Origin of the sequence: Vibrio sp. OPT20 (assembly GCF_963889365.1) — a bacterium.
Lineage (GTDB): Bacteria > Pseudomonadota > Gammaproteobacteria > Enterobacterales > Vibrionaceae > Vibrio > Vibrio splendidus.
This window is the reverse complement of record NZ_CAWPOA010000106.1, coordinates 180,682-195,744: the sequence shown is the minus strand read 5'-3', so window position 1 is coordinate 195,744 and position 15,063 is coordinate 180,682. Positions and strand designations below refer to the sequence as shown.

Sequence of the window (15,063 nt, the reverse complement as noted above, 5' to 3'; positions counted from 1 at the left end):
ATTTAAGTATTATGCATTTACATTCCTATAATTGATCTTAATAAAGATCTGGCCTTTGCTTGCTGCCAATAGGAATAAAACGAAATTGATGGAGTGAAACTATGTGTGGAATTGTTGGTGCAGTAGCACAGCGTGATGTAGCTGAAATTTTAGTAGAAGGCCTTCGCCGCCTAGAATACCGAGGCTACGATTCAGCGGGTGTCGCTGTAGTTGATAGCGAATCTAACCTAACTCGTGTACGCCGCCTTGGTAAAGTACAAGAGCTAGCAGACGCAGTCGATCAACAACATGTCATTGGCGGTACTGGTATTGCTCATACACGTTGGGCAACACACGGTGAGCCTTCAGAAGCAAACGCACATCCACACATGTCTGGCGATATTGCTGTTGTACACAATGGCATTATCGAAAACCACGAAACACTGCGCGCTCTGCTGCAAGAGCGTGGCTACGTGTTTACTTCACAAACAGATACAGAAGTTATCGCTCATCTTGTTGAGTGGGAACTTCGCACGTCAGCTTCTTTGGTTGAAGCTCTGCAAAAGACAGCGAAACAATTAGACGGTGCATACGGCACTGTGGCGGTTGATCGTAAAGATCCTAGTCGTATCGTTGTTGCTCGTTCTGGTAGCCCAATCGTTATCGGTTTTGGTGTGGGCGAGAACTTCCTTGCTTCTGACCAACTAGCGCTATTAAGCGTAACTCGTCGCTTCATGTACTTAGAAGAAGGTGATGTTGCTGAGGTGACTCGTCGTGATGTTACGGTATTTGATGTAGCGGGCGAGCGTGTAGAGCGTGAAATCGTTGAATCAAACGCAGAACACGATGCAGGTGACAAAGGTCAATACCGTCACTTCATGCAGAAAGAGATCTTTGAGCAGCCAACAGCGCTGATCAACACAATGGAAGGCCGTATCTCTGACACTTCGGTTATCACTAACGCGATTGGTGTTAAAGCGGAAGAGATCCTAAGCAAGGTTGAACACGTGCAGATCATCGCATGTGGTACGTCTTACAATTCAGGTATGGCTGCGCGTTACTGGTTTGAATCTCTAGCAGGCGTAAGCTGTGACGTAGAGATTGCTTCTGAATTCCGTTACCGTGATTTCGTTGTTCGTCCGAATAGCCTATTGGTGACTTTGTCTCAGTCTGGTGAAACGGCGGATACGCTTGCTGCACTTCGTCTTGCAAAAGAAAAAGGTTACATGTCAGCAATGACTATCTGTAACGTTGCAGGTTCTTCGCTGGTTCGTGAATCTGATTTTGCCTTCATGACTCGTGCAGGAACTGAAATCGGTGTTGCTTCAACTAAAGCCTTCACAACACAGCTAGCGGCTATGCTGATGATGGTAACGTCAATTGGTCGTCTACAAGGTCGCATCAATGAAGAGAAAGAAGCAGAGATCGTTCAAGCACTGCATCAACTGCCTGCTGATATCGAGAAAGCATTAGCGTTTGATAAAGAGATTGAAGCGCTAGCACCTGATTTTGCAGATAAGCACCACACACTGTTCTTGGGTCGTGGTGAGTTCTACCCAATCGCGATGGAAGCGTCTCTTAAACTGAAAGAGATCTCTTACATCCACGCAGAAGCATACGCGGCTGGTGAGCTTAAGCACGGTCCTTTGGCTCTTATCGATGCAGATATGCCAGTCGTCGTTATTGCACCAAGCAACGACTTGCTAGAGAAGCTGAAATCAAACGTTGAAGAAGTACGTGCTCGTGGCGGTCTACTTTACGTATTCGCAGATGAAGATGCAGGCTTTGAAAGCGATGAGAACATGAAGATCATCAAGATGCCTCATGTAAGTGAAGTAACAGCACCTATCTACTACACAGTACCAATGCAGCTGCTGTCTTACCACGTAGCGCTAATCAAAGGTACCGATGTTGACCAACCTCGTAACCTAGCGAAAGCGGTAACGGTTGAATAAAGCAAAAGATCGGCTTTAATCGGGTTGTCGGTAGACAAGAAAGTTTGAACTATAAATTAATCGTTAACCTCCAACTTACTTAGTTGGAGGTTTTTTGTATCACGTATGGGGAAGCTACGAGTTACGATACTGCTGAAAGATAGCTGAGGAAGCAATTCCAATAGTTAGCTGTAAATACTTAACCAACGAGATGCGTTAACGGACTTCGTGGTTTATTTCACTGTAGCGGTACTTATTGCTGTCATATTATGCTGAGTCGCGCGCTATTAACTCTGGCGTTAAAATAACACTTTGCGGAATGCTATCTTTATTTTCAAGTTGACTGATTAATCGATGTCCTGCTTCACGTCCAATATCACGAACTGGCGTAGAAACAAAAGTTAGAGAAGGTTGGATCAGTTCAGCTTCCGGCACATCATCAAAGCCAATGATTGCAACTTGTTGGCCAATATAGTTATCTTTACCAACACTACGATTGGAACGATTAACACCGTACACTGCCCCAAATGCTGTTGAAGAATAATGGCAAAGTAAAGCGGTAATCTTTGGGTTTTTATTAATCAACTGATTGACCGCTTCTGCTGAAGCTGTTTGGCTTTTATCACACTCAATTACCCATTCAGGTTTAAATGGCAAGCCAAATTGCATTAATGTGCTGCAATAACCACCTAAACGTTCTGCTCGGCTTAACGAGTCAGATTGCCCTCCGACATAAGCAATTTGGCGGTGTCCCTGTTTGATAAGGTATTCGGTGGCAATTTTTGCCGCTTGCATATTATCTGGCCCAACAAAATCTATTTGTTGTCCTACCTTTGCTCGTGCCACACAAACAATGGGTACATTTAGCTCTTTTACTTTATCGATGTTAGGAACCCCGATATCACGGATTGGGCAGAACACAATTCCCCCAACGCCCTGCGCCACCATAGTTGCTATACATTGATCAAATTTATCTTGGTTCGTTCCCGATTGGGCAAGAAAAAGCATGTAGCCTTTATCTTCCAATACTTCACTTAAACCTGCGGTGACCTCTGCATAATATGGATCGCTAATATCTCTTAGAATTAATCCAATCAGTGCCGACTTCTGTGAGCGTAAATTAGATGCACTGCGATTTTTTATATAGCCGAGATCATGTACTGCTTGATTAACCTTGTCGATCGTATCTGTAGATATACGTCCTTTAGCACTGAGTACCATCGAAACGGTTGTCACTGAGACTCCAGCTCGTTCTGCGACGTCCTTAATATTTGCTTTTTTATTTGTCATAGCTCTTCTTTATCAAAAATTGATAAAACGTTACACCTAATAAAACCACCTTTACCTCGCCTATTCTATCGCATTTATATACAGATTGAAAAATTATCTCGATCACGATCACAATAAATGTGGTAAAACGTTTTACCACATTTTTATCATGTGTATTCTGCATTCAAATACAGAGTACATTCGCCCCTTATCCTACGTTTTGAATGATCTCTGACTTTATTCTTAAGTATTTAACTGGAGACAAGCTATGCAACAAAAAGCTAATAAAACAACGTTGTGGGAATTTCTACAAAGCCTAGGGAAAACCTTCATGGTTCCCGTCGCTTTGCTCGCATTTTCGGGCATTCTTCTTGGGGTTGGCAGTTCATTTTCCAGCTCGGCACTAAAAGAAGCGATGCCATTTTTTGATAATATTGTTTTGCAATATATCTTTATTTGGATGACTAAAATTGGCCTAGTAGCGTTTATCTACTTACCTGTTATGTTTGCTATTGCGATTCCAATGGGGCTCGCTCGTGAAGAAAAAGGGGTAGCAGCTTTTTCGGGTTTAGTTGGCTATGCAGCGCTAAACCTAGCGATTAATTTCTACCTAACGGTCACTGGCGTACTTGATAGTGATATTGAACGTCAAGCTTACGGTGTGAAATCGATCTTAGGTACTGACTCTATCGATACTGGTATTCTTGGTGCCGTTATTGTCGGTATTATCGTGGCAAAATTGCATGTTCGTTTTTACACATTCAAAATGCCTGATGCTTTAGCTTTCTTTGGCGGTGCACGGTTTGTCCCTATTATTTCAACCATTACTTTAGGTCTAGTTGGTCTATTGGTTCCTTTTGTATGGCCATATTTTGCTGCTGGTATTAACGGCATTGGTTACGCTATTGCAGGCGCTGGTGACTTTGGTCCTTTCCTTTTTGGTGCTGGTGAACGTTTACTTCTTCCTATTGGTCTTCATCACATCCTTGTAGCGCTTATTCGCTTCACTGAAGCCGGTGGCACGATGGAAGTGTGTGGTGAAAGTGTGTCTGGCGCGCTTAATATCTTCTATTCCGAGCTTGCATGTTCTGAAACTCAAGGCTTCACTCCATCAGTAACCGCGTTCCTATCGCAAGGTAAAATGCCGGCATTCTTAGGTGGTCTTCCTGGTGCTGCTCTAGCTATGTACCACTGTGCAAAAGTTGAAAACCGCAGCAAAATTAAAGCTCTATTACTCTCTGGTGTCGTTGCTTGTGTAGTCGGTGGTATTACTGAGCCACTTGAATTCCTATTCCTATTCGTTGCACCAGCCTTGTATTTCATCCACGCAATGCTTACTGGTTTCGGCTTCATGATTATGGGCATGCTTGATGTGACTATTGGTAACACAGATGGCAACATTATTGACTTCTTAGTGTTCGGTATTCTTCAAGGCACTGCTACGAAATGGTACTTGGTTCCTGTTGTTGCGAGCGTCTGGTTCACGGTTTACTACTTTGTATTCAAATTCGCAATCCTTAAGTTCAACCTTAAAACTCCAGGTCGTGAAGCTGAAGAAGCGGTTGTGTCTGAAGAAGCTGAAACTATTCTTGCAACTGAAGGTGGTAAAGGTGGACTAATCCTTGCGGCTCTTGGCGGCGCACAAAATATTACATCACTTGATAACTGTATCACTCGTTTACGCTTGACTGTGGCTGACATGAGCTTAGTTGATGATGCAAAACTTAAGTCTTACGGTGCTCTTGGGGTAGTGAAGCTTGATGAGCATAGCTTACAAGTAGTTATTGGTACTCAAGTTCACTTAGTGAAAAATGAGATGCAATCTTTAATGGTAACAACAGCTTAGTCTTTTTACTTAAGGCGGGAGTCTCTTCCGCCTCTTCTCCACTTCAAATTTTGGGCTCATGATGAGTTTTGGGAGTCTCTACTATGTTCAATTTTTCTGAGCAGATCGATCGTAAAGGCAGTTATTGTACTCAATGGGATTATGTCGAAGATCGATTCGGTGAAGCCGATCTCCTTCCATTTACTATCTCTGATATGGATTTCGCCGCTGCTCCAGAGGTAATTGAGTCGCTACACTCGCGTTTAAAACACCCCGTATTGGGTTACAGTCGCTGGAATCACAGTGATTTCAAAAATGCGGTGACTCAGTGGTTCAAAAATCGTTTTGATGCTGAATTCAACGATGAATATTTAGTCTACGGTCCTTCTGTTATTTACATCGTATCCCAGCTTATCAGGCAATGGAGTCGTCTTGGTGAAGGAGTTCTTATTCATACTCCGGCCTATGATGCGTTCGATAAAATGATTTTAGGTTTAGACCGCAATATTGTCGCGAGTCCATTACAAGCCTCACCCTCAGGCTACCAGGTTAACTGGGTGCAATTTGAAACCCAATTAGCTGACCCTAACAACACTATTTTATTGCTATGTAGCCCGCACAATCCGACGGGAAAAGTGTGGAGTAAAGAAGAACTAATAAAAATGGCAAAGTTATGTATTAAGCATAATGTTGCGGTGATTAGTGATGAAATTCATATGGATGTGAGCTTTAAGCCTCACACTCCTTGGCAAGGATTTGATGCTGGTAGTCGTTGGGCTTTGGTTAGTTCCGCATCCAAATCATTCAATATCCCGGCTTTAAATGGCTCTTATGCTTTTATTGCAGAAGACTCCGCACGCGAAAATTATCTATTTAACCTTAAACAGATAGATGGGCTTTCTTCACCATCTATTTTAGGTGTGATTGGCTTAATGGCGGCATATCAACACGGCGCGCCATGGCTTGATGAATTAAAAACCTACTTATACGCAAATCATCAATATGTACAAGATACTTTGGCAGTTCAACTTCCAATGATTGGATATCAGATCCCAGATGCGACTTATCTTGCTTGGATTGATCTTTCTTCGCTCTCTATTGATATGGATGCGCTAAATCAGTGCCTAATCAAAAAGCATAAAGTAGCAATTATGCAAGGCAGCACCTATGGAGATGTAGGTAAGAATTTTGTGCGCTTAAATTTAGGCTGTCCACGTAGCAAAGTAGAACAAGGCTTATCCGCCCTCATTTTAGCGATAAAAGAGTTAACTCAATGAATACATACCGCTTAGAAGCTGGACAACAACATTACCAATGGGGTTCTCACTTACTTTACGGGCTGTTTGGCCTCGAAAAAAAAGAGAATAATCCACTTGCTGAGCTGTGGCTTGGTGGACATTCTTCTTTGCCATCACAAATACAGGTCAATGATCAATTGTGGCAAGGCTTAGACCTGTTCCTAGAGCAGAAACCGCTGAATTTTTTATTTAAGGTACTCAGTGCATCTCAACCTTTATCGCTGCAAGTTCACCCAAACGAGCAACAAGCAGAAGAGGGTTTTGCGCGTGAGAGTGCTCTTAATATCCCCCTAAATGCACCGCATCGGAATTACAAAGATGCTTATGCTAAGCCTGAAATGGTCATGGCATTATCCCCGTTTAAAATTATGGTCGGGTTTCGAGAGTTAGAAGAGATTACGGATAATTTGAACTTAGTTGAGTCAGAGGCATTGAAAGCGATTGTTCAAAAGGGTGGGTTCAATCATCAGGATTTAGTGATCTCTTTGCTCCAGCTTTCATTCTCTGAAAAGCAGGATGTTATCTCTAAAGTACTGTCGATTGCGATTACTAGAAATGTTCCAATGTGGCAGCAGGTTATTGAACTTGCTCATTACTATCCAAATGATATAGGCATACTCGCACCACTCTACATGAACTGTTTAACTCTAGAGCCTGGCGAGGCAATGTACCTTCCAGCGGGTACTATTCACGCCTATACCAAAGGTACATGCGTTGAATTAATGGGTTGTTCAGACAACGTATTAAGAGCCGGACTAACACCTAAACATATCGATACAGCGGAATTGATCACTTGTACGCAATTTGCTCCTTTTACCCCCGAAAAGCTTGTGGCGAGTGTCATCAATCACGACCGAGTATTACAACCTACAGAGACCAAATTCGGTTTAGCATTACGCCAAACCACTGAAGATAAGCAACCGCTTAATGTGCCGACTCGCTCCATTTTATTAGTTGTGAAAGGTACAGCCCAACTTAATGATATCACTTTGTCTACTGGGCAATCTCTGTTTATTGAACCGGGTACTTACCAAGTATCTGGCGATGGTTTACTAGTTCGGGCTTTTGAGTCTGAATAGAAAAGAGCCCAAATGGTGTTAGGTTCTTTTCTTCCCAATCCATCTCTAATTCATATTAGAGATGGATTTTAACCACTAACTAAACGTTTAAGTCACCCTAAATTAAACTAACTTCCATTAGGCTGCTTCAGGGTTCAAGGTTACTCGTAATGATAGAGTTTTCATTTGAGCAATCAACAGTCCAACTAGAACACAACCGCCGCCAATCAAATGGTACATAGTTGGTTGTTGACCAAGGAAGATAAGGCTAATTAGGACCGTAAACACAGGAACTAGATTCATGAATAATGTGGCTTGTGAAGCGCCAATACGCTGTACACCTTGAAGCCAAAACCAAGGGGCAAGAACTGAAGCAAAAGCCGCAGCAAAGATCACCATAGGAAAAGCATCAACTGCGATTAGGTAGGAGTCACTACTCAATAATAAAGGTAATTGAAGCAGGGCACCAAAAACGACTTGGCAAAAAACAGACGTCCAAGGTTTTAATGGCAGCTTCCATTTATTGAGCAAAACTGAGTAAAGAGCATAGGCCAAGCTAGAGATAAGCATTAAGCCATCACCTTGCTTTATACCATCAGACAACAAACTCACCGGATTACCTTCACTCAACATATACGTTAACCCTGAGAGGGAGATTACGGCGCCAAATAGTGCCTGTTTTTTCAATTTGCCACCCAAGAGTGGAACCGCAAGAAACAATCCAAACAATGGCATTAATGATAGGAACACCGCTATATTTGTCGCACTAGTAGTATGTGCTGCGTAATACGCGAGACATTGATTAAGGACCATGCCGAGTGAAGCTAAGATCGTTAATTTTAATATAAGTGGCTTTATCTGCTCTCGTTGTTGCCATACTGGCTTAATGCAAAATGGCAATAGGATTAAGAGTGCAAAAAACCAACGATAGAAAGCTATAGCACCAGGCTCTATCACACTGGTTGCTAATTTACTGATTACAGCATTTGCTGCCCATATAAATACGGCGGTAATAGGAAATATAATATTCATAATAATCTCTGTTATGGGGACTTGTTCGAAAGAACAACTAACAGAATTGTCACATCAATGAAGGGGAAAGCTGTATGCCGTTCACGACAGAGAACATAGCTAACACGACAGGCAACACATTTATGCCACGACTCGATGAAACGCTCCCTACTGATGTATTTTTTCATTATTTTTTTCTTGAGGCGCAAACCGAAACTTTGCCTCATTCACATGCTTGGGGGCAGTTGCACCTAATCAAACAAGGTGTACTTGAGATAGAGGTAGATAAGCAAAAAATGGTTTGCCCCGCTAACTATGCAATTTGGACACCTGCACAGCAGCAGCACCGTGCTTTTAATCGAAGTGATGTCGAATACTGCGCTATTAATATCGCTTTAAGTATTAGCCCAAGCCTACCTAAGCAGGCTTGTATGATCCCCCTAACACCATTATTAAGAGCAATAATAGATGATTTGGTAGAACGAAAAACAACGGCGGTGTTGACCGAGGAAGATAGGTGTTTAAGCCATGTATTAATGGAAAGGCTCGCGAAAACTGAGCCCATAGAAAATTACCTCCCTTCGAGTGATGACAAATTGCTTGCCCCTATTTTGGCTCATCTCCAGGAAAATCCTTCCGATAACTCCAGTTTAGCGATGTGGGCAACACGTGTATTTAGTACCGAACGAACGATTGCTCGACGTTTTCAGAAAGAGCTAAGAATGAGTTTTAATGATTGGCGCCAACGGGCAAAGTTAGTTAAAGCTATGGCATTATTAAAGGAGTCTATATCAATCAACGAAGTTGCTTTTCAACTGGGTTATAGTCAAGGGTCATCTTTTATTAAAATGTTTCGCAAGCTTACCGGAGTAACGCCAGAGCAATTTAGGAAACAAAACCAACAGTATTGATTTTAGACAGAATTCGAACTTTGGATGCTATACATGGTCCATGTGAGAATTACTTTTAAATCGCCTGATGGTAAATACCCAAACTTCAAATGAAAGTTAATACGAAAAAATGACCTAGAAAAAGGCTTCATCATTTTATGCATGATTTTCTCGTTTATGGACTTCTAGTGAGTTTAAATCTTTATCGTTCGGCAACTTTCTTACATAGCTGAGTAATGAACAATTGACTGAGAAAAGTTCTAACGCTTTCCGGAATATAGATAATAAGAAGCCCATCCTGTGATGGGCTTTTTTGTGTCTGCTAGTTAACGATCAGCGTTAGATCTAGCTTTAACGGCGTTAAGCGTTAAGCGTTAAGCATTAAGTGCTTGCTCTAGGTCAGCCAAGATATCGTCAATGTGTTCAATACCTACTGAGAGGCGAATCATCTCTGGTGACACACCTGCTTGCTTTTGTTCAGCTTCGCTTAATTGACGGTGTGTTGTAGAAGCAGGGTGACAAGCGAGAGATTTTGCATCACCAATGTTCACCAAGCGCTTGAAGATTTGCAGCGCATCATAGAAACGAACACCGGCTTCATAACCATCTTTCAAGCCAAAAGATAAAATGGCAGACGGCTTACCTTGCATGTATTTCTCAGCCAATGGGTAGAACTCAGAGGTTGGTAACCCCGCGTAGCTTACCCAACTCACATTCTCATGTTGCTTAAGGTATTCTGCTACTTTCAATGCATTCTCGGTGTGTCGCTCCATGCGTAGCGACAACGTTTCTAGACCCTGCATCAACATGAAGGCATTCATGGGGGACAGTGCTGCGCCTGTATTACGCAATGGAACGGTTCGAGCGCGGCCAATAAATGCGGCTTCACCAAAGGCTTCGGTATACACCACACCGTGGTAAGAAGGTTCTGGTTGATTAAAGACCGGGAAGCGATCTTTGTGCTCTGCCCATGGGAATTTGCCTGAATCGACAATAACACCACCTAATGTTGTTCCGTGACCGCCAACGTATTTGGTTAGCGAGTGCACCACAATATCGGCACCAAAATCGATAGGTTTACACAACACAGGTGTCGCCACCGTGTTATCGACAATCACAGGTACACCTTGTGCGTGAGCAAGCTCAGCAACACGTTCTAAGTCGATAATATTGCCTGCTGGGTTACCGATACTTTCACAATAAACCGCCTTGGTTTTTTCATCGATCAGTGCCGCTAAGCTTTCTGGTTTATCGTCTTTAGCAAAGCGAACTTCGATCCCTTGGTTTGGTAGCATATGAGCAAATAGGGTGTAAGTACCACCGTAAAGCTGAGGTGTTGAAACGATGTTGTCACCGATTTGTGCCAACGTTTGAATCGCGTAGTTGATCGCCGCGCTGCCTGCACTCACCACTAAGCCTGCAATACCACCTTCTAAGGCTGCCATGCGCTTTTCCAACACATCATTGGTTGGGTTCATTATACGAGTGTAGATATTACCTGGCACCGCAAGGTTAAACAGGTCGGCGCCGTGTTGTGCGTCATCGAATTCGTAAGCAACGGTTTGGTAAATAGGTGTCGCAACCGATTTGGTTGTTGGATCAGTGTCGTAGCCGAAGTGAATCGAGAGCGTTTCGTCTTTCATGAGTCTTCCCTGAACTATTGAATGATTTGTGTACTATCATATTGCCGATTTTTTTATAAAAGAAAAGTATGTTTAGTCACATAGAAGAAACTGGACGAATGGGGCTGAGCGTTAAGCTAGAAGATAAAGGGCTAGAAAAGCAAAAAGCCAGAGCAGCGTGAACTGTTCTGGCTTTTCTAATTTGGTGGCCCCTCCCAGATTTGAACTGGGGACCGAACGATTATGAGCCAAGCTTCAGCACTGTAATCAACATAGTGACCCTGCCCCGAATCTCACCCCAATCCACTAGTAAAATAACATAACCTGATTACCCGCAAGATTTCTCTGATGTCGACGACGGGATGATGAAGGTGATGGGAGTAATTAGTACGACGAGGGGGATCTGGGGTGGAAGGCAGGAACAGTACCGGACTAAATCAGTCCAATTTATTGCCAGCAACCTAGAGGGATATCTAGAAGTTTTGGACTGTAATTCCAGAGGCTTAAAGGCTGTTGAGTGCCGCGTGAGTAGCACTAGTGCAGTGTACCGTTACGCATTAAAGCCATGGCTGTATAATAAACAGCTTTAGCCCTACTATAGCGAAAATATTTTTCAAAAAAGTAACTCTCTAAATGCATTTCTCGCATAACTATTTCTGCAAGTTCTTCGGAAGATATCCAAACGGGATAAGTTAGAACAATATTCTTAATTGCTTGTTCTAACTGCTGGTGAGGGTTATTGGGGAGAGACATAAAAACGCCTACAAAAAGTGTACGAGTCAGACCAAAAAATAGACACATTGCAGGTTTCGACCTGATTCTTGGTTCAGGAATCTGTAATGTGATTTCGATATGCTGGAGGTATCAGCGCTTTTGTATGGGGGATAAGAGGTAATCTGTCTGTAGTAATAAACCCGAAGTCAAAATTATATTATTAACCGAGTATAAGCCTTTATGTACCAGCACCCATGACTGACCTCCTCAACCTAGAACTAGCCAAATGTGCATATTTAATGGAAGTTTGTAGGCTTTGGTGTCCTAAAGACCCACTGGCGCCTAACAATAACCAATGGATCTTATAAGAGAAGAAAATTAACTTATCAACCTAATCTTTGATCGGAATAATTACGTTGTTATAAGCTCAAATTGGTCTGTTTTTCCAACCACCCTTTGTTAGAATCAGGCTTAAGTATAAGTTGACCGATTTGTTGAGGGTCGAGACTCCAAGTCTTTTTTCCATCAGGTAGGTAGCTGATTAACTGGCCATCTTGCCAAAACCACTTCTGGGTTAAACTGGAGCCACACTGCTCAGTTATAACACGTTTATCTTTGTCAATTGATAAACAAACATTTGGGCTTTGTCTATTTACATATCTGCTTTCTTTATCGTAGCCCCAAACTTGGGCTAACTCGCCGCTACACGCACTTCCAAAAACATGATTATCATCTTCGCTGGCAGTAAGGCATTGGTTAACATGAGATAGAGATTGAAGCGTTACATGCTTTTCTGGTAAAAATATCGGGTGATTCCAGTCAACAGTAAAAGCAGTGTTGATCTTATGTGAACCTTGCAATTCATCATGTGTAAGATGAATTGCCGCGAGAACAGTATATTGAACAAAACCGGTATAAACCGAGTAGTCGACCCCAACGCCTACCTCAAAACGTGTCTTTCCTTGCTCAGTAACCGGAGCCTCGTAAATAACGTCATAATTAGGTTTAAAATTAGCGTAAGCGATTGGGTTAACTTTATCTCTATCGTAAACCCAAGCACCTGACCAGATAGGACCGCTAAAATAACAACCCGTAGAGGCTTCATTTCTCGTTAATGTATCGCAGACCCCGAAGGTGCGTTTGAAAGATAGTGCAAAATCATGCAACGAAGAATGGTTGACGATTTCATACTCCTGAGTATCAAACACTAAAGTTTTGGATTGTTGATAACCAAACGAAGCGCCTAAATCAACACTACCCTTGGGACCATCTTTACCAATCTCTACGCTTTTCTTAGTATCAACGCCAATGGTAAAGCCGCTGGTTTCTCTGTGTTGGAAGTTTTTGTTTTTATTTCCAGGGTAGTTTTTTACAATTTTAGGTAGGTAACCGTCCGTTGGCTTTACCCAAACATCATAACTAGTCGCAATTGGACCAAAGACTTCACTTCTGTCTGTCCATGTTCGAAAATTAACGTACTCTTGTGTGATGTCGTCGGCTAGATGAATACCAGCCCCATGGCCTTTATCATCAATAGTAAAGCGTGCTATTTTTGAATCGGGTGTAAACCCTCCCATTTTTGTGGACGAGCGAATGGATCGCATTAATGACATATTGACTCGAACGTCAATTGAAGCACTTGCATTACACCAATCGCGCGTTTTATTTGACTCTCGGTCATAATCATCCCCAGTAAATAAGTCACACGTGATATTTTGGCTGGTAATATATAAAGGGACTTCGACAATCGGAAGAAAATCATCTGATAAAACAGAAGTAGAGATGAGGCTTAGAATTGAAAGGGAGTATTTGAACAGTCTCATTATTACATCTCCCCACTAAAGCGCTGTAAAACATGAACCAAGGATGAAGAAAGGCTTTCTAAAGCTTCGCTTTCATTTTTTATGTTGTTACCGTTGATATCAGTTATATTGACGTTAACAATATTGATAACTCTTTCTCCGCCGAGATTTCCAACCACAATTACAGGCGCATCAATACCTAAGCCAGTGATTGTAGAGCTATAACTGATACGCTCCTCTTCAGTGTACACTTCAGTCATATCAATGATTAAAGTACGGCTTTCATTTATGAGAGCTTCGGATTGTTTGATTTCTGCTATAGACAAACTTGCTAGATTAATATAATTAATCTTTTCATTATTGATATAATTACTTTTTGCATTTTGTTGAAGTAACGTTTCATGTAATTGTGTAGGTAGACCAAGCAATTGAATGTCAGATCTAGATGAAAAACTAACAAATAGAAGTAATAAAATTAATTTTTTCATAGTGGTTTCTTAGGTCGTTGTATACCAAGGGTTATTCAGAAAATATATATATCAGGAACTCTGAACTATAGCTCAGGTTATCGTTATTATTTTTGTAGTTCGTTCCAATTTAAATGCCAATAAATATATTGTGTACAACTCAATGATGCATTCAATAACACCCGAAAATGATGGCAATTTCTCAGAACAACTAAATTACCAGAGAGATAATGTCTTGAAGTGAAATCCAATACTTAAAACTCTAGCTCGCGAGGGCGGTCACTCTAGATTGGCCCTGTAATCTCTTTCTAGCCCTTGTTCTGCCTGACTTCTTCCGTAATTACTTTCCCTAGATTTCGTTGACGACGTCGTTGGTCCGGTCCTAGTCCGGTTTTTCACCCTGATTTAGGTCTATTGCTGTCGACGACGACGGTATTCTCACTCTAGATTTCTATCTGATTCCAGCAGTCCATTCGCTAACCCAACTTCTCACCCTAACTCATAGCAGATTCGCCCTAGAACCACTCCTAGCGTTGAGATTACCGATTTCAGTATGAATACCAGTCCAGTGATTAGCATTCGTTTCTAGCTCTGAGGTTCACTGCTGCTGCCGACTAACCTAAATCACTTAAGAGATATCAGACCAATTACCACGGAGGGTAATTGGTCATCATTGTTCAACAGTCATCTGGTTCTAATCTTCGGTGCTGAGTCTCCTGACTGATATCAGCTAGAACTCCATTTAGGTATCTCATTTATATCTATATAAATTACTGAACCTAATGGAACTGAATGTTGGTTATATTTTTGTTGGCTTAGTCGGGAAGTTTTTCTGGGGCTCTACTTTTGTGTTGAATGGTATGTATCTAGCGCAGAATCGTGTTGTACAGATGAGAGAGCCTACTGATGGTTGATATTAGCCTGAGATATATTTACGGGTTCTGTGGTGATTAGGTGGAGTGTTTCACTGGCGCTAATGGAATCGTGCTTACAGGAAGTAATCGAAGACCGGATATGGAAAGGACTAGAAAAGATAAAGGCCCATGAATTTCTTCATGAGCCTTATCGGAATTTGGTGGCCCCTCCCAGATTTGAACTGGGGACCGAACGATTATGAGTCGTGCGCTCTAACCACTGAGCTAAGGGGCCGTAGGGCATAGATTATAGGGGAACCAATCAATGGTGTCTAGACAC

11 protein-coding genes and 1 tRNA gene are annotated in these 15,063 nt (G+C 42.1%); 5 read left to right on the top strand and 7 right to left on the bottom strand.

Going from position 1 to position 15,063, the window contains the following annotated elements; all coding sequences use genetic code 11:
• Positions 1-101: 101 nt before the first annotated feature.
• Complete coding sequence (glmS, locus tag AACR09_RS22685) at positions 102-1,934, top strand: glutamine--fructose-6-phosphate transaminase (isomerizing) (RefSeq protein ID WP_004736010.1); 1,833 nt, start codon at positions 102-104, stop codon at positions 1,932-1,934.
• Positions 1,935-2,180: 246 nt separating this feature from the next.
• Here the strand turns inward: glmS and AACR09_RS22680 are convergent, their stop codons facing one another.
• Positions 2,181-3,203 (bottom strand): Mal regulon transcriptional regulator MalI, encoded by a 1,023-nt coding sequence (locus AACR09_RS22680; protein ID WP_065105567.1) that lies wholly within the window; start codon positions 3,201-3,203, stop codon positions 2,181-2,183.
• Positions 3,204-3,450: 247 nt separating this feature from the next.
• Here AACR09_RS22680 and malX point away from each other — a divergent pair, with 247 nt between their 5' ends.
• From malX to manA, 3 genes are all read left to right on the top strand, one after another.
• Entirely contained in the window at positions 3,451-5,028 is a 1,578-nt protein-coding gene (gene malX / locus AACR09_RS22675; protein WP_193835739.1) for a maltose/glucose-specific PTS transporter subunit IIBC, read from the top strand.
• 83 nt (positions 5,029-5,111) lie between these two features.
• Positions 5,112-6,284 (top strand): MalY/PatB family protein, encoded by a 1,173-nt coding sequence (locus AACR09_RS22670; protein WP_135384553.1) that lies wholly within the window; start codon positions 5,112-5,114, stop codon positions 6,282-6,284.
• On the top strand, positions 6,281-7,384 hold the full coding sequence (gene manA, locus AACR09_RS22665; protein WP_135384552.1) for a mannose-6-phosphate isomerase, class I: 1,104 nt from the start codon (positions 6,281-6,283) through the stop codon (positions 7,382-7,384). Before AACR09_RS22670 ends, manA begins: the two co-directional genes overlap by 4 nt.
• A gap of 117 nt (positions 7,385-7,501) precedes the next feature.
• Here the strand turns inward: manA and AACR09_RS22660 are convergent, their stop codons facing one another.
• On the bottom strand, positions 7,502-8,395 hold the full coding sequence (locus AACR09_RS22660) for a DMT family transporter (RefSeq protein ID WP_193835738.1): 894 nt from the start codon (positions 8,393-8,395) through the stop codon (positions 7,502-7,504).
• Between the two features lie 74 nt (positions 8,396-8,469).
• Between AACR09_RS22660 and AACR09_RS22655 the strand changes: the two genes are divergently transcribed.
• Positions 8,470-9,285 carry an AraC family transcriptional regulator gene (locus tag AACR09_RS22655; RefSeq protein WP_193835737.1) on the top strand — a complete coding sequence of 272 codons (816 nt, stop codon included), beginning with the start codon at positions 8,470-8,472 and terminating at the stop codon, positions 9,283-9,285.
• A 353-nt stretch (positions 9,286-9,638) separates the two neighbouring features.
• Here the strand turns inward: AACR09_RS22655 and AACR09_RS22650 are convergent, their stop codons facing one another.
• From AACR09_RS22650 to AACR09_RS22630, 5 genes are all read right to left on the bottom strand, one after another.
• Positions 9,639-10,907, bottom strand: a complete 1,269-nt coding sequence (locus tag AACR09_RS22650) for an O-acetylhomoserine aminocarboxypropyltransferase/cysteine synthase family protein (protein ID WP_017080208.1) — start codon at positions 10,905-10,907, stop codon at positions 9,639-9,641.
• A 513-nt stretch (positions 10,908-11,420) separates the two neighbouring features.
• A complete protein-coding gene (locus tag AACR09_RS22645) occupies positions 11,421-11,639 on the bottom strand; it encodes a hypothetical protein (RefSeq protein WP_193835736.1) in 219 nt (72 codons plus the stop codon).
• Positions 11,640-12,019: 380 nt separating this feature from the next.
• Positions 12,020-13,423 carry a leukocidin family pore-forming toxin gene (locus AACR09_RS22640; protein ID WP_193835735.1) on the bottom strand — a complete coding sequence of 468 codons (1,404 nt, stop codon included), beginning with the start codon at positions 13,421-13,423 and terminating at the stop codon, positions 12,020-12,022.
• A 2-nt stretch (positions 13,424-13,425) separates the two neighbouring features.
• On the bottom strand, positions 13,426-13,890 hold the full coding sequence (locus AACR09_RS22635; protein WP_193835734.1) for a hypothetical protein: 465 nt from the start codon (positions 13,888-13,890) through the stop codon (positions 13,426-13,428).
• A gap of 1,052 nt (positions 13,891-14,942) precedes the next feature.
• A tRNA-Ile gene (locus tag AACR09_RS22630) sits at positions 14,943-15,018 on the bottom strand.
• Positions 15,019-15,063: the final 45 nt, after the last annotated feature.